This is a genomic window from Planococcus salinarum (assembly GCF_007004625.1).
Lineage (GTDB): Bacteria > Bacillota > Bacilli > Bacillales_A > Planococcaceae > Planococcus > Planococcus salinarum.
The window spans coordinates 18672-37200 of record NZ_VIFV01000007.1; the positions used below are offsets into that span (position 1 = coordinate 18672).

Below are 18529 nucleotides of genomic sequence, written 5' to 3' on the forward strand. Positions count from 1 at the left end.
CCAGAAAACTCCAGAACAACAGGATCCTGGCTCAGCTGTAAATTACACAATCACTTTTGTGATGCCCGGCAATTTCTGAAGCTGTTTAACCAGTTCCATCTCACTTTCGACTTTTCCTTCATTTATTGAAAAAATGTATTTTGATACTTGTTTTTCACTGAAGGTGTTGATGTCTTCAATTTGAAAATCAATGATTGCCAGATTGTATTCCTCAAAATAGCCGCTGATTTTGGAGAACATTTCATCATGGTCTTCCGCGATCACAACGATTTGTTTGTGCTTATGCGTAGAGATGTATTTCTTCTCGACTTTTCCCAGCACAAATAACGTACCAATTACAATAAGCGTCGATAATACGGCTACATAATACATGCCGATCCCGATCACCAACCCGAGTCCGGCAGCCACCCAGATCGAAGCCGCAGTCGCCAACCCTTTCACGGAACCCCTGTTGACGATGATGGTCCCCGCTCCCAGAAAACCGATTCCGCTTATAACATAGGAAGGGATGCGGCCCGGATCAAACTGCAGGGGCCCACTGGCTGTATTGATGAAGTTATCAAAACCGGTAACAGAAAGGATCATCATAAGACATGCGCCTGTGCCCACCAAAAGGTGGGTACGCAGCCCTGCAGGCTGTTTTTTTGTCTCTCTTTCCATACCAATAATGCCGCTTAATAATGCAGCCATCAGAAGGCGTATGGTTATTACCATATAATCTTCAGGCAAAAAATCCATTGTCATCCCCCTCTATCTGAACATCCATTACTCTACCGTACCCGACAAAGCACCGAATTATTCGTATAAGCAGGTTCCTTGAATTCGCCTGTCGTCATGTGATTATTCCCGTCATTGGAAAACGGTGTAAAGGTTAGGTGGACATGCCTCTTCCATTCACCTTCTTCGTTTCCACAAATATACAATCCCTCCGAACAGCGATACCACGCTGACCAGCAATGATTTCCAGAAATGCGGCGGCCAGTAAGTGAGTATGACTTCATTCTGTCCCGGAACTGCCGGTACCGCCAGGAAAGCGTAATTCGCTTCCAATACCTCAACCCCTTCTCCGTTCACTTCCGCTGTCCAGCCCACTTCATAGGGAACCGGCAATACGAGAAACTCATCATTCTCATCATTTCGGTAATCCACGCGAATGCGGCTGCCGTCCCATTCGAAGTCATTGCCTCCCGTGGCATCAGCCACTTCAGCGCGGAACACATCGTACGGCTCCTCATAAACCGCCAATTCCGTCAGTCTGTATGTGCCCTGGCGGAGGCGGATCCGGATTGTGTCATCTGCAGGAAGGCGAAGAGTCAAATCATCAACGAAAGTTTTATAAATCGAAACGTTCGATTTTCTCGATGTTTTATAGGAATTGATGTGGATTGTAAACCGCTGGTCTTCAGCGAGACTGACAAGATTCATGGCGACGTATAAATCACTTTCTTCCGGGACAGGCTCCTCCAGGACAATGTCGATGCCCCCTGATTCACCGGTTACCTCCAGCACTTCATCTTCATACGTCGCTTCGATACCGATAATATCGACTGCCCTTTCTTCAGGCACTGGCGGTAGCGGAGCCTGCGTTGCGGGATTTTTCAAAACCACACCCGTCAGCATGGCGTGCTCCCGGAGGATCACCGGCGCACCGGCCAGGCTTTCTTCGCTGTAGGCGCTTGATGCTGATCGCACGAAAGGCAAGGGCAGCTGATTTTTATAGACGATGTAGTTTTCCGATTCCAGTATGGGTTCAAAAAATGCGGGCACATTTTCATCCTCGCGGGCAAGGATTGTATAATTCACCAAAAGCAGGCTGTGCAGATTGGTCCTCCTGTTCAGGGTGGCGTAGCGGCTGACGCTTTCACGCCCCATGTCGATTTCCAGTTCACGCAGGTAAAAATCCAGGATTTGGTCATTCAGAATACTGGAGTACGCACTTACCCCATGAAAGTCCTGGACCATCGGTGTATTGTTCCGTATTCCTTCCATCCAATCGATGCGGGTAAACGGAAATGCGTCCCGTTCCCTGATTTCCGTCAGCAAACCGCGAATCTCCGGATCATCGTACTCGTCCCCGGTAATATACTGTTCGGAGACCAACTCCGTATCACCGCTTTTCACCAGCAATACGTACTGGAATCCGCTTGCGAAAATCAGCAGGGCGAAGACAATAAACGCCGCAGCCCCACTCTTTTTCGAAGGATCCTTGACGGCGCGAAGCAGCAGCATGAATGTAAACAACGCTGACCCGATTATGCCCAGGAACAATGGTATCTGAATGGTTACCCCCTCTTCGGCAACCGCCAGTAAAAACTGGTAGCCTGCTGCAGCAAAAGCCAGTACCATCAAGATGACGACAGCTCCCTGTCCGTAGATGGAATTTCTGTCAACGGCCTGGGCAAACAGCGTCAAAATGAGCACCGCCGCAGCAACAACCAAGAAAACAAAGCCTGGCTGAACCTCCAGTCTTTCGTCGCCCAATGCAAACAAACCGTAAACGACCAGCGCAACTCCCCCGGCAATCGTGAACTGTTTCATATGGAGCAAAGACAGCCGGCTGAACCCGGCGGCCACGGCACCGCCTGAGGCAAAGGACAGAAAGTATTCCCAGCGGTACTGCGGTGCGGAAAAGCCGTTAAAGACACTGGCAATTTGCGGACTGTAATGGAGCAGGGTTCCAAACAGTACAAGCGAAGCGAAAAAGCGGAATGTTGAATCCCGAAAAAACGGGAAGGCAAATACCATTCCGACAAACGCCGCCGGCAAAATGACATAGCTGCTCGTGAACAGGATATTATCGTGAAACGCCAGCCATTCGACGTCGTGGGCATAAGGAGGACGGTGATTGTTCAAAAACGAATACACTGCGGGCACAAAGGAAACCGCACTGATACCCGCACCGATCAATCCGCTCAGCCCAAAAAGAACAAGCGCTTTGGGTCTTTTAATTTCATTTTCCGCAAGCGGCAAAAAGAGCCGGAACAGTATGTATATGCCGGCGAGCAGAAAATTGATATAGGCAAAATAGAAATTGTCAATCATCGATACCGCAACCATAGCCAAAAACCACCCTGGACGCCCTTCGCGAAACACTTTTTCGATGCCGAAAATCAGCAGTGGCAGCCATAAATAAGCGTCAGCGTAAAACTCCCAGTAAATGGCGTGGCGAAAATACATACTCGACAACCCGTAAATGACGGCACCAAGAAATGCAGGCAGCCAACCGAATTTCATGTATCGGAACACAAGGCAGCTGATGAACAGTGCCGCCGCAAGCCTGGTGATATTGATGAATACCGCCGCATGCGCCCAGAACAGAAGATCCGGCTCTGCGATGATTCCGAGAAGTTCCAGTATGTAAAAAAATCCGACTGTCAGTATAAATACAATGGACGTTGAAAAATAATACGACAGCCAACTGTATGTGCCGCTCCCCAGACCGAAAAAAGAGGAATAGAAAAATTCACCTGAAGTGTATTGTTCATAGAGCATCGATTTGAATGGCATCATTTGTGACAAACCGTCATTCGGGCCGAGCATAAAACGATTGCCCGCCCATTCCACCAGGTAGACGATATGTCCAGCACCACTTAACAGCAGACAAAGACCAGCAAGTTGCAAGAAAGGCAAAAGTCTTTTCATAAGTCACCTACTTTTCCATAGTAGATTCACCGGCAGAAACGGTTGGAGAAGAATTGAAGCGTGGATTTTTTCGAAAAAATACGATCTTTCCAAATTCCAATACTGCATAGCATAATATTTCCCGCTCACTTATGAACTCCTTGGAGCAATCTTCTTCGCCACCTTTTACCGGACATCCTTTTACCACGTATCTCCCCCAGAAGGAGGAGGCCAGGCACCGATTGTTCTTCGCGCAACAACCACCTGTCCTGCATGGTAACTGTTATGGAGCAGGATTGTCATCAAACAGTCTGCACGCGTTCGCTCTTCTTTACCAAACCCCTGCTGAGTTAAATCTTTCGCCGCTTCCAGTTCGGCTCTTTCCAGCCCCTGCAGGAAATGCGAGATTCCTGCATTCCACTCTGCCGCATCAGCAGGCGATGGTGAATCCGGCCATGATTCCGCAGCGCGTTCCGGAGTTCCCGGTTTTTCTCCTTCCAGGAGGGCCAACATGAAATCCTGCCAATAATTCATATGGAATAGTGTTTCCCATACAGAATGCGCACTATCTCTCCGTTTTTCCGCCGCTTTGCGCCAGTCCAATCCATCAAACACTGTCGCCGTATCAACATGCGCGCCCTTGCCGTGGAATGCTTTCCGAAAGAATAGCTCATTCATAAACAGTCCTCCTCGATTTATCTGCTGGCCGGATCTGTGTAACGATTAAGACAAAACTATTAAAACCGACTAACGTTAAGGTTCGCTTTTAATTTTTGGTTCCGTCCACGTCTGCCGTCTGCGTCGCAACAATGGCGAAATAAGGTCCTTCGAGCCCGGTGTATTCAACCCGTTCGAAATTTGCCTGAAATCCGGCTTCAGCCAGTATTTCTTCCCATTCCGGCATAGAAAACAGCCCTGATTCCGCACGGTCGTATTCCCTGAAAACTGTTCCATTTTCATCCCGCAGAATATAGGCGTATTCGGTTTCTGTCACATGGTCGTCGGGATTGCTGTCATACGTCCATTCCAAATACCGCATGCCGCGCTTGCCTGCATCGATGCCGCCATGGTCTGTTACAGGCTTGAATGTTTCTTTGAAATGGTCCGTCATGATCATGAGAATGCCTCTCTCATTCAAATGCTTTTTTGCGTTAACCATTACTTCGAGCAACTCGGCCTTTGTTGTAAAATACATGATCGCATCGTGAATAAAAACCAAATCGAAAGTGGCACCAAGGTCCAGCTTCTTCATGTCTCCCTGGACGTGTTCGCAATCCGGATTTAATCGTTCGCTGACTTTCAGCATATCCGCCGAAAGGTCCGTCAAAGTCATGGAAAAGCGCTGCTTCAGGTAAAATGCATTGTTGCCGCCTCCGGAACCGAACTCGACTGCCGCTTTGACATCTGCATGATAGCGCCGGATGAGTTCGAGATAGAGCGCCGCTTCCTCTTCATATTCCGTATGGGGAGACATCAACGGCCACCATTCCGCCAACTCTTTGTAAAGTTTCATCGCTCGCCACCCCGCCTTTCTTCTGCAATTGAGTGAAACACAAAATGTTTTACTCCTCTTGACAGTATTGTATACTAAATTTATCAGAAATTTCTAATATTTTCACATTCTTTTAACAAACCCGTGATAAACTGAAAGAAAGAAGTCAGGAGGATGAGTGATGGAGACAGATCAATTGGTTCTCAGTACGAAATGGCAAGGGGATTTTGTTTTCTCTGCAGTGGGACAAGGCGGACACACGCTTACGATGGATGCACACCACGGAGTGGGACATGAACAAGGCCTGTTGCCCATGCAAGCTTTGCTGGGGGCGCTTGCGGGATGCGTCGGGATGGATGTCATCATGATTTTGCGGACAAGACTGCAAGATATTCGCTCCATTGAAATCGTTACCGAAAGCGAAAAGCGCCGGAATCCGCCAAAAGAGTTCCTGTCGATTGTTGTCACTTTCTTCGTCGAAGGCGATATCGATGCCGATAAAGTGCTTCACGCCATCGAAGTCAGCGGCGAGAAATATTGTCCGGTCGCCCATTCGCTAAAAGCGGACGTCCGCTACCGGCTGATGCTGAATCACAAGGAAGTTGCTGTAGATTAATGGGAAACCCGACTTTGCGGTCTTTTTTAAGATCATCCTGACCAGTACAGAAACAAAGGGGCGTCGCCAAACCATTTGGATTTGGCGACGCCCCTTTTTGTTTATCTCCTTTTATATAGAAGGTTCTTTCATGGTAAAAAGCCTGATTGAGGTTACCAGCATCCAGAGCTGCAGCACCCCGATATTGATCCGTTCGACCAACCCGAAATACGGCCATTGATTTGCAAAGAAAAACGCGGCGCTGCCCCCTGCAATCAGGATGATGCCTCCCGTTGCAATTGAATAATTCCCATAGCTTTGAAAGCTCCTGATTTTCCTGAATCCGATACCGACCAAAAGCGGTGCAAGAATCGTCAGCGGAACGATAAGGGCTGTGATGACGAGATGCATCAGACCGGTGAAAGTCATCGGGGCCCCGGGCAGATCCTGGGGAAACAGGCCATACGTGATGGAAATCACCTGCATTACAAGAAACAGCAGCATGCCGATCCGTGAAATTTTTGGCGCAAAGCGTTTGATGACAATATAAGCACTGGCAGCGAAAAGGATCGAAAACACTCCATACAAAAACGTGATGCTGCTTAATAAGCCCCGATTAGGCGCACCTCGTGCGGTAAGGTCACTGATTGGTTGGTGCAGATGACTATAGCCTTCCCACAGAAATCCGCCAAGAACCACATGGATTACGTATGCGAGCACGCCCAATGCTCCAAAGATGGTCAGTTTCTTCGCCATAGCTTCCTATCCTCCCTGTCTGGAATTGCAGCTTGTTAACAAACCGGAATCATTCGCTTGATGTAATTATCCATAATTTTACTGTTAACAGGTAATGATTTGTCCTGGCGAGGACCGTAACACTGAACCCCCGCACTGCATGGGACTGGGTTTTCGCCAGATCTGACCGGCTTTAGTAGTTCGATTACGGGATTCAGCCATTGGAGCTGAAACTGTGTGAAAAAAGGGCATCCTCAATCCGAGGATGCCCTTTTGTGATTCTATATCCTATTCTTCTGCTTCTGCAGCTTCCGCTTCAGCTTTTGTTTTATGCACTGTGCCGGCAGGATGTTCCGACGGTGCATAGATTGAATAGACCTTTAGTGGCTCATCGCCGTTATTGGTTACATTGTGATATTTTCCTGCTGGAATCATGATGGCGAAATCTTCCTCGGCGTTTTGTTCGAATGTCAGGTTGTCTTCGCTGTCACCCATCTGCACGAAGCCTTTGCCGTCTTCAATGCGCAGGAATTGGTCGCCATCGTGTTTCTCCAAGCCGATGTCGTCGCCAGCTTCCACGCTCATCACGGTCACCTGCAGGTTTTCACCCGTCCAGATTGTTGTCCGGAAATTGTTGTTATTTTCGGTGGCGTCTTCGATATTCAATACATACGGTTCTTTTCCATGGTCTTTAAAGTCCATTTCAAATTCCTCCTTTGAATTTTCTTCGAAACTCGTAATATACCTTCAAATGCGCATGTTCAAACAAGAGGTTTTGTTGCAGGAGATGAATTGCATTTTTACGATTTGATACTGCCCTCAGCGTTGGTGAATGTTTCGCAATTTAATTTAACTTGAATTTCATTATGCAGACTTATTATCATTTTTTGGCTGAAAATCCTACAGCTTCCGTTGCTGCAGATCAGCCAGAATTTGCGGATATTGTTTATCAAGTTTATACGTCCACATAAGGATCGTCTGCACAATTGCCAGTAACAGCGGGATGTGAATGTTCAGCGCCAGGATGACGGTCATCGCCGTATCTGTCTGGCTTTCGAGACCACCGGCGTAGCCCCCGAAAGCCAATGACCAGCCAATAAGAGCTCCTCCGAGGCCGGCTCCCATTTTCATACCGAAACTGGCCGCACTGTTGACGAGGCCAGCCGTCCGGATTCCATGTTTCCATTCCCCGTATTCAACCGTATCGTTGATCATCGCGTAAAGGAACATGATGATTGGCAGCAGGCCGAATCCCTGGATCACCGTTCCGACTGAAAATATGGACAGGCTGTAAGGATCGATCATCTTCACAACCGGGCCGAAGATGCCCAGCACCGAAACGAATAAAGCGATATTGCGTTTGCCGAACCGTTTTACCAGCTTCGCCATAAAAAAGAAGCCGATGATTGTCGGCAGAAACAGCAGGAAGCCGATGAGCGAGAAGATGGTGGCATCACCGAAGACATACGTTGCATAGTACAAACCCGCTCCCGCGAGCAGAGCATTCAGAGTGTAAGCGATTACACAATAGCCCGTGATGATCAGCCAGTATTTATTGGTGAACAACGCTTTCAATGTAATTTTTAACGGAATATCGTTTCGGGGCTGATCGACAGATGTTATTTCAACGCGTTCTGTCGTTGAGCGAAAAGCAAAATAACTGGTCAGCATGATGACGAGTCCACAGAAACCTGCAACCATCGTCCATCCCTGCGTTCCACCAATCGCACTTGCCACCGGTTCGGCAAGGATCGTGATCAGCAAAGTACTGAGCATCGTGAAAATGCCTGTATAGATATTGAGCATGGAGCGTTTGTTCGGCTCCTGCGACATCAACCCAAGCAGCGTCTTGTAAGGAATCGATACTGCAGTGTAAAGCAAAATCAGCAATATGTAAGTGATGGAGGCGTAGATGATTTTGCCGGTAGTCCCGATGTCCGGAACCGCAAACAGCAGCACCACCGAAATTCCAAGCGGAACGCCCATCCAAAGGATCCACGGTCGTGCTTTGCCGTGTTTCGACCTTGTCCGGTCCACCAATGTCCCCATTCCAAGATCCGTCACCCCATCCAGTAGCCGGGCGACCAGCATCAGCGTTCCGACAACCCCTGCTGAAATACCTGCGACGTCAGTGTAATAAAACGTAAGAAATGTCCCAACCAGTGTCCAGACCAGAATGACTCCGAAAAACCCCGTTCCGTAACTCAACATTTCCTTATGGTCCGGAACTTCTTCCTGTACCGATCCCGCAATAATTTTCTGCCGCTCTTCTACTATCAACTAGCTTCCCCCCTCTAAAAATCTTCTGCACCCAACATACCAACCAGTCGGTATTAGAGTTATTGTAAACATTATTTCCAGACAATTCAATCTATTATTTAAAATGAAAAGACGCACCTTCGCTACTTTATTAAAATATGTTCGAATTAGTGAACATTTCCTGCATCGTTCAAAAATGTCTTCCTCCTGAACCTGATTCTCTTCTATTATTGATATTCTTACTGTATACAGCTTAAGCCCTGCATGATTGGAGGCAATTTTAAAAAATCTCCCGGACATAAGCGTACGGGAGATTTTGTGTTTTAAAGTTCTTACATTTTCACAGGATTATTTTTGCCTGATCGATTCCTGCAGCTTCTTCTTTCTCTTCCATTTCTCTTCGCCATTCTATAATTTCCCGCTCCTCCACCTGCTTTTCCAGCGTTTCATCCCATTGACCCGTTCCGGAATTCCAGATGCGTACAAAAAAATCGTCCGTTCCTGTAAAATAGGAGTTACCAGACAACCACACACAGCGGAGTTATCAGAAGAACAACAAACACGCGAAAAACTGAACTTATTTGGAAAAAGCGGATTGCTTTATCTGTCCGAATGGCCGGCGTGTTGAATTTAAAACTTATCGAACAAAAAATGCCTCCGGTTACGAACAGAGCTTGAAAATCTACGCATGTGAAGACTGTTCGGATTGCCCGATAAAAGCCCTCTGCACCAAATCAGCGGGCAAACGGCTGCTGCTTTCAGAAAACCCGCTCCCACAACAAAAACAGACGGAGAAAAAAGAGTTCTCTTTCTCCGTCTGTTATATTTTAAGGGGTTCTGGAACAGCCCCCTCTTATTTTGATGTATCAAGATTTCTCCTCAAGAATGGAAGCATTCATCACCGGAGGGGGTTCTGGTGCTGCAAATGAGGATTCCGTTTCTTCCTGCTCCACTGGATCGCCAGCCTCTTCTTTTCTCAAAGACTTAATCAGGGCTACGCTCATGAGAATCATAATTAATGTAAACGGCAGCGCTGCTACAAGGGAAGCGGTTTGTAAGCCTCTCAACCCGCTGCTTACAATAAGCACAGATGTAATAGCCGCCATGAGGATGCCCCAAATCACTTTTACTCCTGTCGAAGGATTTATATCTCCATCCGACGACATGATTCCCAGTACGAAAACTGCCGAATCTGCTGAAGTCACCAGGAAAATGACGATCAACAGTAACATGATGACAGATAACGCTGTGTAAAATGGAAATTCCTGCAATAATACGAACACAGCAGTTGTTACATCCTGGGATACTGCCGTTGAAATAGCTGTGTCAAGGAACAGGTCGAAGTATAACCCTGTGCCCCCGAAAATGGCCATCCAGACAAAGCCGATCAGCGGCGGTACAACCATGACACCGAGAACAAATTCTCTAATAGTTCTTCCTCTCGATACTCGAGCCACAAAAGAACCGACAAACGGCGACCAGGCAATGACCCATGCCCAATAAAAAACTGTCCAATCGTTGACCCATGATTCACCCGTATAAGGAGTTAAAAAGAAGCTCATTCCAACGAAATTCTGAAAGTAATCTCCTATACCCACTACGAAACTTTCGATAATAAAAGTTGTCGGCCCTCTGAACAGGAAAAAGAGCATCAATGCTGCTACAAGGAGCATGTTCGCCAGGCTCAGAAATTTGATTCCTTTATTGATCCCTGTAGTGGTTGAAATCAGATAAAGAACCATGATCACCGCTACGATGCCAATTTGTACCAGCGGACTGTTCGGAACCTCAAAAACGTAATTCAAGCCGCCTCCGATTTGCATGACACCCATTCCGACCGAAGTAGAAACTCCGATAATGGTCGCGATGATTGCAAGAACACTTATCGAAAATTTCAACTGTTTTTTTCCTTTGCGCGGGAGCACATCCGTAATCGTTTCGCTGATAAGGCCTTTGCGGTTGTGGCGATATTGATAATATGCCAAAGCTAAGCCGACCACTGCAAACACTGACCATTGATGAATTCCCCAATTGAAAAATGAATAGTGCATTGCCGTTCTTGCAGCTTCAGCGGTTTGAAGTTCCACTCCAGCAACAGGCGGGGAGGAAAAGTGGGTCAAAGGCTCGGCTACCCCCCAAAAGACAATTCCCACCCCAAAACCGGCACTAAAGAGCATACTGATCCAAGTAAAAAACGAAAATTCCGCTTTTTCGCCGTCTTTCCCCAGTTTAATGCTGCCGTATTTACTGAATGCTAAATACAAACAGAAAAATACAAATCCAGCCACACTGACTAAATAAAACCAGCCAAAACTGTTGCTTGTAAATGCAAAAACTGCAGAAGCATATTTTGCAAGGCTGGCAGGGGAAAATGCTCCCCATATGGTGAATAAGGCAATAAACAAAGCTGAAACTTTAAATGTTTTATTATTATAGGACACGCGTTTCAAACTTTTCTTCATAACATCCTCTCCCTTATGGTCGCTGCCTTCGGGGCGCCCCCGAAGGTCACGGCTTCTTTGGATCAGTTGGATAATTTAAAGCAGACAACTTTCGGTTCAGTCATTTCCTGTATCGAGAACTTTATGCCTTCCCTTCCTAATCCAGATTGTTTCACTCCACCAAACGGCATCGCATCAATGCGAAAATCGCTGCTGTCATTGACCATTATTCCGCCTACATCCAGTTTGGCGATCGCTTTATGCGCCAAATCAATATTTTTCGTAAAGATTCCTGCCTGCAAACCATAATTGACGTTATTGGATAAGTGAATGGCTTCCTCCAAATCCGCCACCGGATAAAGCAATACAACCGGACCGAAAATTTCTTCCCTGGCAATTGTGCAGTTTTCTGGAACATCGATTAATACTGTCGGCGAATAAAAAGCGCCATCGCGTTCGCCGCCGGTTAGAATTTTCGCTCCTTTCTTAACAGCCTCGTTAACCAGTTTTTCAACACGGATTGCTTCTTTTTCAGTAATCAGCGGTCCCATATCAGTCAGCTCGGACTGTTTATCCCCGACCAGGTAATCCGTGGCGCGACCGACAAACTTCTCTTTGAAAGCCTCAAAAACCCCTTCCTGAATATAAATTCGCTGAACACCGAGACAATTCTGCCCTGCGGCCCAGAAAGCACCTGATACACTGGATTCGATTGCATCTTCGAGGTCTGCATCACTTAAAACGATTACCGGGGAATTGGACCCGAGTTCCATGCCAAGTTTCTTCAGACCGGCTTTTCGTGCGATTTCTTCCGCGGCTTCGACTCCGCCTGTAAAAGAAATCATCCGCACTGCCGGATGCGTAACCAAAGCATCACCAATTTCACTGCCATGGCCTGTAATAACTGACAATACTTTCATGGGAAGTTCCGCATGGGCAAAAGCCTCTGCAAGAAGCAGCGCGCTAAGCGGCGTCACTGTTGCCGGTTTTACAATAATGGCATTGCCTGACGCAATCGCCGGCCCTACTTTATGAGCCACCAGATTAAGCGGATCATTGAAAGGAGTGATTGCTCCTATAATGCCGATTGGAAAGCGGTAAAAATAACCGACACGGTTTTCGCTTCCCGGCGATTGGTCAAAAGAAATCGTTTCGCCGTTGATGCGTCTTGCTTCTTCCGCGCTTATGCGGAGTGTCTGAATCGCTCGTCCCACCTCTTTGCCGGCCTCACGGATAGTTTTACTGCTTTCAGATGCCAGTGTCCGTGCATACCTTTCACTGTTCTTCTCAATGTAGTCAGCAGCAGCATTGATAACTGCCATACGCTGATGGACAGGCATCGCCGCCGCGATTTTGGCTCCTTCTTTCGCCTCTTCCACACATTTCAGCATATCTTCCGCTGCAGCAGCCGGCACTGTATCGATGATTCTGTTGTCTTGAGGATCACGGACTTCAATGACTTTTTCGCTGTTGACCCATTCACCTGCAAGATACATTTTCTGGCCTTTAAGATGAGTTGTCATTCGATTACCACCTTTTCATCGCTATAGTTTTACTGTCTGTACATTCCGGGCTATGGTGATCAAATCAATCAATAAGGAAAAACCGGTTTCGATTTTCCCTGCTCCTGCCCCGCTTAATGTAACCGTTCCCAATAAATCGGTTTCGTAAGTGATGGCATTCGTGGCTCCGCTGACCGAAGCAAGGGAATCATTCAGACTCACTTTTTCAGGCGCGATGGAAGCAATTACTTGATTTCCTTCCTTCCGGGCTTTTGCCAGCAGTTTCCACCGTTTCCCTTCAGCTTTCGCTTCTTCAATATCTTTTAACGTGATATGGGAAATGCCTTTGCATGAAACTTCTGCTACTGTCAGCGGGGCTTTCATCACATAATTGGCAAGGATTACGATTTTATAGCGTGCATCATAGCCTTCGACGTCGCTGGTCGGATCCGCTTCTGCATAACCCAGCTCCTGTGCTTCTTTCAAAGCATCCTCATAAGCGACTCCCTCATCCTCCATTTTTGTCAAAATGTAATTTGTTGTGCCGTTGAGGATACCGCGGATTTCTGTAATCTCATTGCCCGCCAACGTTGCGACCGGCATCCGGAGAGCAGGCGTCCCGCTCATAACTGTCCCTTCAAATCCCCAATGAACATCGTTGTCAGCGGCAATTTCAGCAAGCTCTTGGTAAGCAAGGGCTACAGGCCCTTTATTGGTCATCACTACATTCTTTCCACTTTCAAATGCCGCTTTGCAATGATCGATTGCCGGCTGGCCGGTATGGACATCTGTGAAAGATACTTCTATAACCGTGTCCGCGTTTGTCTCCCGGATCGTTGTCAGACTATCCCACCCTGTAATGAGGCCTGTTGTTTGCGGATAGTTTTCCAGGTTGCCTGTTTCCTTTACCACACGCAGAACGGTATCAATGTCCAGACCTTTCGGGTGATAAATGGAACCTTTCATCAAATCGGATATGGCAACCAGTTCCGCTTCAAAGCCTTCATCATTTTTCAACGCTTCTTTCTTATCCCGGAGTATTTCCGCCAATCCTTGGCCAACTACGCCAAATCCTATAAAAGCCAATTTATGAACCATAAGCATCCACCTCTAATTTCGTTTGATTTCGTACACTTATTCCGTCCTTCAAAAAATCGATCGCTGATTGTGCGAGTATGGCCGTTCCGATCGGCAGGCAGTTTTCGTCAATTTCGAATATTGGGGTGTGAAGATCACGCTGAACTCCATCCGACGGCGCACAACCGAGAAAAAACATCGCTCCCGGAAGCTGCTGCGTGACAAATCCGAAATCTTCTCCCCCCATGCCAAAAGGCTTTTTGATAATCCGCCACTCCGGATCAAGTTCATGAATCGCCTGTATGAATCTTTCGTTTACGATCGGATTATTAAATAAAGCCGGTTCACCCCTTTGGATTTCCAGTGAATAAGAACCATCCAGCGAGTGAACTACGTTAAGGGCTTTTTGCAATTCCATTGCCAGCAAATCACGGATGGCTGTATCGTAACTGCGGATCGTCCCTTCAATCATTACTTCAGTCGGGAGTATATTACTGGCTGTTCCCGCATGGATCTGGCCGATGCTGATGACAGCCGCTTCCAAAGCAGAAATTTTTCTCGCCACAATCCCATGGAGAGCCTGTAAAACCGGTCCAAGCATCCATGCGGGGTCAGTGCCCAATTCGGGATAAGCTCCGTGTCCGCCCGTGCCGAAAATTCTGGCTACAAAAACATCGACATTTGCCATGCTCGGTCCGTCATTGATCTGAGCCTCTCCCGCCGAAAGCCAAGGGCACATGTGCAGCGCCATTGCGGCGTCCACATTGTCATATACTCCCGCTTCCATCAAATAGGGCGATCCCGAAAGACCGGTACCATCAGTACTTTCTTCTGCCGGCTGAAATACGAATTTTACAGTGCCAGTCAATTCCCTCCGTTCAAAACGGACGGCCAGCATCCTCGCAACCCCCAGCAAGATGGCTGTATGGGCATCGTGTCCGCAGGCGTGCATAACCCCTTCATGTCGGGAACGGTAGCCGATTTCATTTTCTTCCTGAATTGGCAGCGCATCAATATCGGCTCTGATGGCAATTACTGGACCTTCACCATTGGTCAATGTACCGATTACGCTTGTCTCAGTTCCAATTCCTCTGTCCACCTTGATTCCGCCGATTTTCTCCAGCGTTTCAGCAATATAGCGGGAGGTCCTGAACTCCTGGAAACTGAGTTCAGGATACTGATGGAAGTTTCTGCGCCATTCAATCAGCTGGCTCAATAAGCCGTTGGCCTCTTCGATGATAGGATGATTTCCTGACATTTCCTTACACCTCGTATCTGTTTGGCATTATACTTTCACTTTATTTTCCACATGTTTGAATGCCTGCTCGAAATCAGCGATAATATCTTCAATATTTTCGATGCCGCAGGAAACACGGATCAAACCTTCCGGAATCCCCATTGCAGCACGTTCTTCCGGGGTGCATTCAACATGGCTTGTCGTACGTGCCGGACCGACTGTAGTCTCCACAGCACCAAGGTTGGCGGCTCGATGCGCATATTGCAGTTTCGGCAATAGATCTCTTACTGTTTCAACACCGCCTTTAACCGCAAAGCTGAGCATTCCGCCGAAATCCTTCATTTGCTTTTTCGCAATTTCATGGTTCGGATGAGTTTCCAGTCCCGGATAAAATACATCTTCCACAATTTCTTTTGTTTGAAGATATTCAGCCAGCTCCATTGCATTTTTGCACTGTTCACGCACGCGGAGGTGGAGCGTCTTCATTCCCCGCAACGTCAGATACGCCGCCATCGGGTCCATTGTCGCACCGTTGATTTCCCGGTAATGGTAGACTTGTTCAACCAGTTCATGTGATCCGACCAATACTCCCCCAAGGGCATCCGCGTGTCCGCCAAGAAATTTCGTTGCACTGTGGATAACCAGGTCAACTCCAAGAGCCAGTGGATTTTGGTTGATTGGTGTTCCGAAAGTGTTGTCGATGATAACAAGCGCTCCTGCTTCATGTCCTGCTTTCGCCATACGTTCGATGTCAGTGATTTTAACTGTCGGATTTGTCGGTGTCTCCAAGTAAAGAATTTTGCAGCCTTTGGCGACTTCCGCTTCAATCGCTTCATGGTTCCCCGTTTCCGCCAAAGAAACTTCAATGTTTTGACGCGGAAGAAATTCAGTGAAAATCTTATTTGTACCGCCATAAGTATCTTTTACTGAAACGATGCGATCGCCCGGCAACAGGAATGTTGCTAATGTGTTGCTGATTGCAGCCATTCCTGTAGAAAAACTTGTTGCCGCTTCTGCGCCTTCAAGAATTTTCACTTTGTCTTCAAATGCCTGGACCGTCGGATTCGTATTGCGTCCGTATATATGGCCTTTTTTCTTGCCAATCGCCACATCGTACCATTCGTCCATATCATCGTACGTATAAGCCACGCTCAATACGACCGGAACCTGAGTGGCACCGTGCGCCAAATATTCTTTTTCTCCTGCCCATACCGCTTTTGTTCCTATTTGAATGTTTTCATGTGTCATAAGACCACTCCTCTTAGTTTTTTTGTAATGCTGTTTGGTTTTCTGCCTGCAGACCCAAGCCCTGTTTGATCATTTCGTTATAGGCGTATAAAGCAATTGCGGTATCCTGGACACCGGTTCCAGTCAGATCGCATACTGTGATCTGTTCTTTATGGCTTCGCCCCCTCACTTTTTGAGAAGTCAATTCACCCAATTCAGTAATGACGGAAGCATCTGTTACAGAACCACTGTCCAATGCATGGTGCAATTCACCAATCACGGCACATTGCGCTGTTGAATCACAGACCAATTTATCCGCATTGGCGAGAATTTCCGGTTCCAGTTCCTGTTTATGTTCCGCATCTGAACCCATCGCTGTAATATGAAGGCCCGGGTGCAGCCATTCAACTTTAATGACCGGCTCTTTCGCAGGGGTTGTTGTGACAACCAGGTCACTTTCTCGGAAGACTTGTTCCACCGTATCTGCTACCTGGACTTCTACACCGAGCTCCGCTTTCATTTCTTCGGCACATTTCACGGCGCGGTTTTCTGAGCGGGCATAAACAAGGACCTTCTTAAAATTTCTTACAAGTGCCAGTGCTCTTAATTGAAACCTTGCCTGGCTTCCTGCTCCGATAATCCCCACAGTACCGATTTTTTCATTTGCCAAATATTTCGCTGCGATTGCTCCGGCGGCAGCAGTCCGGACTTCCGTCAAATATCCGTTGTCCAAAAGGATTGCTTCCGGAATTCCGGTTTCTGTACTGATCAGCATCATCAGTCCATTGCCGCTCGGGAGCCCCAGCTTGTAATTATCGAAAAAACCGGAGGAAACTTTAATCGCAAACATAGCTTCACCTTTTATATAAGCTGACTTTACATCGACTTCACCTTTTCGGTCATGAACATCTATACGCATGACAGGTGGCATTACAACTTCATTCTTTACCAATTTTGCAAATCCGTCTTCAACCACCTGGATTGCTGTCTCATTCAGCGTGACGTTTGTTTTGAGGTCATTTTCAGAAAAGATCAGCATATTTCTGCTGCACCTCCTTCACCGGTGCCTGATATCCCAGTAAAACATCATCTTTGATATGCAGTTCACGCGGCATATCTGCAAAAGTTTCACAGCCGGTTTCTGTTACACGGAATGACTCGCTCACTTCAAATCCCGATTTCTCATACCACATCCCTGGAATCAGATGGAATGTCATATTTGGCTGCAGAATCGTTTTATCACCTTTTCGTATGCTTGCCGTATGTTCGCCCCAATCAGGCGGATAGTTCAGTCCCATTGAATAGCCGATCCGGGATTCTTTCAAATAACCGCTTTTGGCAATCGACTTTCTCCAAGTCTCTTCCACTTCCTCAAGCGCAACACCCGGTTTGATTATGGCAAGACATTCATTCAAACCTTCGACTGTGATTTCTGAAAGCGCTTTTAAATTCTCGTTCGGCCGACCAATATGAACTGTTCTTGCCAGCGGAGAATGATAACGCTTATAACAGCCGGCCAATTCGAGAATAACTGAATCTCCTTGTTTATAGCGGGCATCGGTCCATGTTAAATGCGGAGTCGATGTTTTCTCACCCGAAGGCAGCAGAGGCATGATTGCCGGATAATCTCCTCCGTATTCTGCTGTTCCGGAAACTTGTGTATGCAGGATCTTAGCTGCAACATCACATTCACGGACCCCTTCATTTATCATCTTAATGCCATCCGCCATCGCATTTTCAACAAACAGAGCAGCACGTTTCATGTATTCGATTTCCTGGTCCGACTTCACGATCCGCGCCCAGTTCACCAGCAAGGTCGCATCTTGGAATTTGGCGTTAGGCAAGCCTTTTTTCAATTGTTCGTAACATTTTGCCGTGAAATAATAATTTTCCATTTCAACACCGATGGAGCGTTTTTCCTGACCAATCTGTTTGAGGATATCGGCCACAAAATCCATCGGGTGGAGCACGTCAGACTGAACATAGATGTCCGGATATGGAATGATATTATCCGTGTACAGCCAGGTGGTCAGTTTGGCCGCATTCGCATCCATTGTCCGCCCCACCCAAATCGGCTGATCTTCGTCGCCGATGACAATCAGCATCTGGTGCACGTAGAATGACCAGCCATCATAACCGGATAAATAATTCATATTAGCCGGATCGGTGATAAGCAGCACTTCAACCCCTTTTGCTGCCATCCGTTCCTTTGTCTTGCGGATTCTTTGCTGATACTCCATTGCGGAAAATGACATGGGGAAAATCCCTCCTAATTAAAATTAAATAAATTTTTTAAATATTCGGAACAACAAATCCTTATTTTCAGTATAGTTTTACCGCCGA

At 47.1% G+C, this 18529-nt stretch carries 17 protein-coding genes; 2 read left to right on the top strand and 15 right to left on the bottom strand.

Annotated elements, in window-relative coordinates:
- Positions 1-42: 42 nt before the first annotated feature.
- The 4 genes from DIJ65_RS05820 to DIJ65_RS05835 all read right to left on the bottom strand — a co-directional run bounded on the left by DIJ65_RS05820 (position 43) and on the right by DIJ65_RS05835 (position 5134).
- Positions 43-738: an MgtC/SapB family protein gene (locus tag DIJ65_RS05820; protein WP_230321288.1), complete on the bottom strand. Its 696-nt coding sequence runs from the start codon at positions 736-738 to the stop codon at positions 43-45.
- Between the two features lie 156 nt (positions 739-894).
- The gene (locus DIJ65_RS05825) at positions 895-3642 is read right to left on the bottom strand and encodes a YfhO family protein (RefSeq protein ID WP_117300049.1); all 2748 of its coding nucleotides are present in this window, start codon (positions 3640-3642) and stop codon (positions 895-897) included.
- 180 nt (positions 3643-3822) lie between these two features.
- Positions 3823-4299 carry a DinB family protein gene (locus tag DIJ65_RS05830; RefSeq protein WP_117300045.1) on the bottom strand — a complete coding sequence of 159 codons (477 nt, stop codon included), beginning with the start codon at positions 4297-4299 and terminating at the stop codon, positions 3823-3825.
- 88 nt (positions 4300-4387) lie between these two features.
- On the bottom strand, positions 4388-5134 hold the full coding sequence (locus tag DIJ65_RS05835; protein WP_071152447.1) for a class I SAM-dependent methyltransferase: 747 nt from the start codon (positions 5132-5134) through the stop codon (positions 4388-4390).
- 160 nt (positions 5135-5294) lie between these two features.
- On the opposite strand from DIJ65_RS05835, the gene DIJ65_RS05840 reads away from it, so the two are divergent.
- The gene (locus DIJ65_RS05840; RefSeq protein WP_117300043.1) at positions 5295-5729 is read left to right on the top strand and encodes an OsmC family protein; all 435 of its coding nucleotides are present in this window, start codon (positions 5295-5297) and stop codon (positions 5727-5729) included.
- 111 nt (positions 5730-5840) lie between these two features.
- On the opposite strand, the gene DIJ65_RS05845 is transcribed toward DIJ65_RS05840, so the two are convergent.
- From DIJ65_RS05845 to DIJ65_RS05860, 4 genes are all read right to left on the bottom strand, one after another.
- The gene (locus tag DIJ65_RS05845) at positions 5841-6464 is read right to left on the bottom strand and encodes a DUF998 domain-containing protein (RefSeq protein ID WP_071152446.1); all 624 of its coding nucleotides are present in this window, start codon (positions 6462-6464) and stop codon (positions 5841-5843) included.
- 267 nt (positions 6465-6731) lie between these two features.
- The gene (locus DIJ65_RS05850; protein ID WP_071152445.1) at positions 6732-7145 is read right to left on the bottom strand and encodes a cupin domain-containing protein; all 414 of its coding nucleotides are present in this window, start codon (positions 7143-7145) and stop codon (positions 6732-6734) included.
- Positions 7146-7343: 198 nt separating this feature from the next.
- Positions 7344-8723: an MFS transporter gene (locus DIJ65_RS05855; protein WP_230321287.1), complete on the bottom strand. Its 1380-nt coding sequence runs from the start codon at positions 8721-8723 to the stop codon at positions 7344-7346.
- Positions 8724-9042: 319 nt separating this feature from the next.
- Positions 9043-9228, bottom strand: coding sequence for a hypothetical protein (locus DIJ65_RS05860; protein WP_071152444.1), 186 nt, complete (start codon positions 9226-9228; stop codon positions 9043-9045).
- A gap of 55 nt (positions 9229-9283) precedes the next feature.
- Between DIJ65_RS05860 and DIJ65_RS16700 the strand changes: the two genes are divergently transcribed.
- Positions 9284-9631, top strand: coding sequence for a transposase (locus DIJ65_RS16700; protein WP_117300040.1), 348 nt, complete (start codon positions 9284-9286; stop codon positions 9629-9631).
- Here the strand turns inward: DIJ65_RS16700 and DIJ65_RS05870 are convergent.
- The 7 genes from DIJ65_RS05870 to DIJ65_RS05900 form a co-directional block, all read right to left on the bottom strand.
- On the bottom strand, positions 9569-11164 hold the full coding sequence (locus DIJ65_RS05870; protein ID WP_117300038.1) for a BCCT family transporter: 1596 nt from the start codon (positions 11162-11164) through the stop codon (positions 9569-9571). The two genes, DIJ65_RS16700 and DIJ65_RS05870, sit on opposite strands and share 63 nt — an antisense overlap.
- A 62-nt stretch (positions 11165-11226) precedes the next feature.
- On the bottom strand, positions 11227-12666 hold the full coding sequence (locus DIJ65_RS05875) for an aldehyde dehydrogenase family protein (protein ID WP_071152443.1): 1440 nt from the start codon (positions 12664-12666) through the stop codon (positions 11227-11229).
- 21 nt (positions 12667-12687) lie between these two features.
- Entirely contained in the window at positions 12688-13743 is a 1056-nt protein-coding gene (locus tag DIJ65_RS05880; protein ID WP_071152442.1) for a homoserine dehydrogenase, read from the bottom strand.
- Positions 13733-14980, bottom strand: coding sequence for a M20 metallopeptidase family protein (locus DIJ65_RS05885; protein ID WP_117300036.1), 1248 nt, complete (start codon positions 14978-14980; stop codon positions 13733-13735). Before DIJ65_RS05885 ends, DIJ65_RS05880 begins: the two co-directional genes overlap by 11 nt.
- Positions 14981-15007: 27 nt before the next feature.
- Positions 15008-16207, bottom strand: a complete 1200-nt coding sequence (locus DIJ65_RS05890) for a cystathionine gamma-synthase family protein (RefSeq protein WP_117300034.1) — start codon at positions 16205-16207, stop codon at positions 15008-15010.
- 13 nt (positions 16208-16220) lie between these two features.
- Positions 16221-17225, bottom strand: coding sequence for a cyclodeaminase (locus DIJ65_RS05895; protein ID WP_117300032.1), 1005 nt, complete (start codon positions 17223-17225; stop codon positions 16221-16223).
- Positions 17209-18441 (bottom strand): M24 family metallopeptidase, encoded by a 1233-nt coding sequence (locus tag DIJ65_RS05900; RefSeq protein ID WP_117300030.1) that lies wholly within the window; start codon positions 18439-18441, stop codon positions 17209-17211. Before DIJ65_RS05900 ends, DIJ65_RS05895 begins: the two co-directional genes overlap by 17 nt.
- Positions 18442-18529 lie beyond the last annotated feature (88 nt).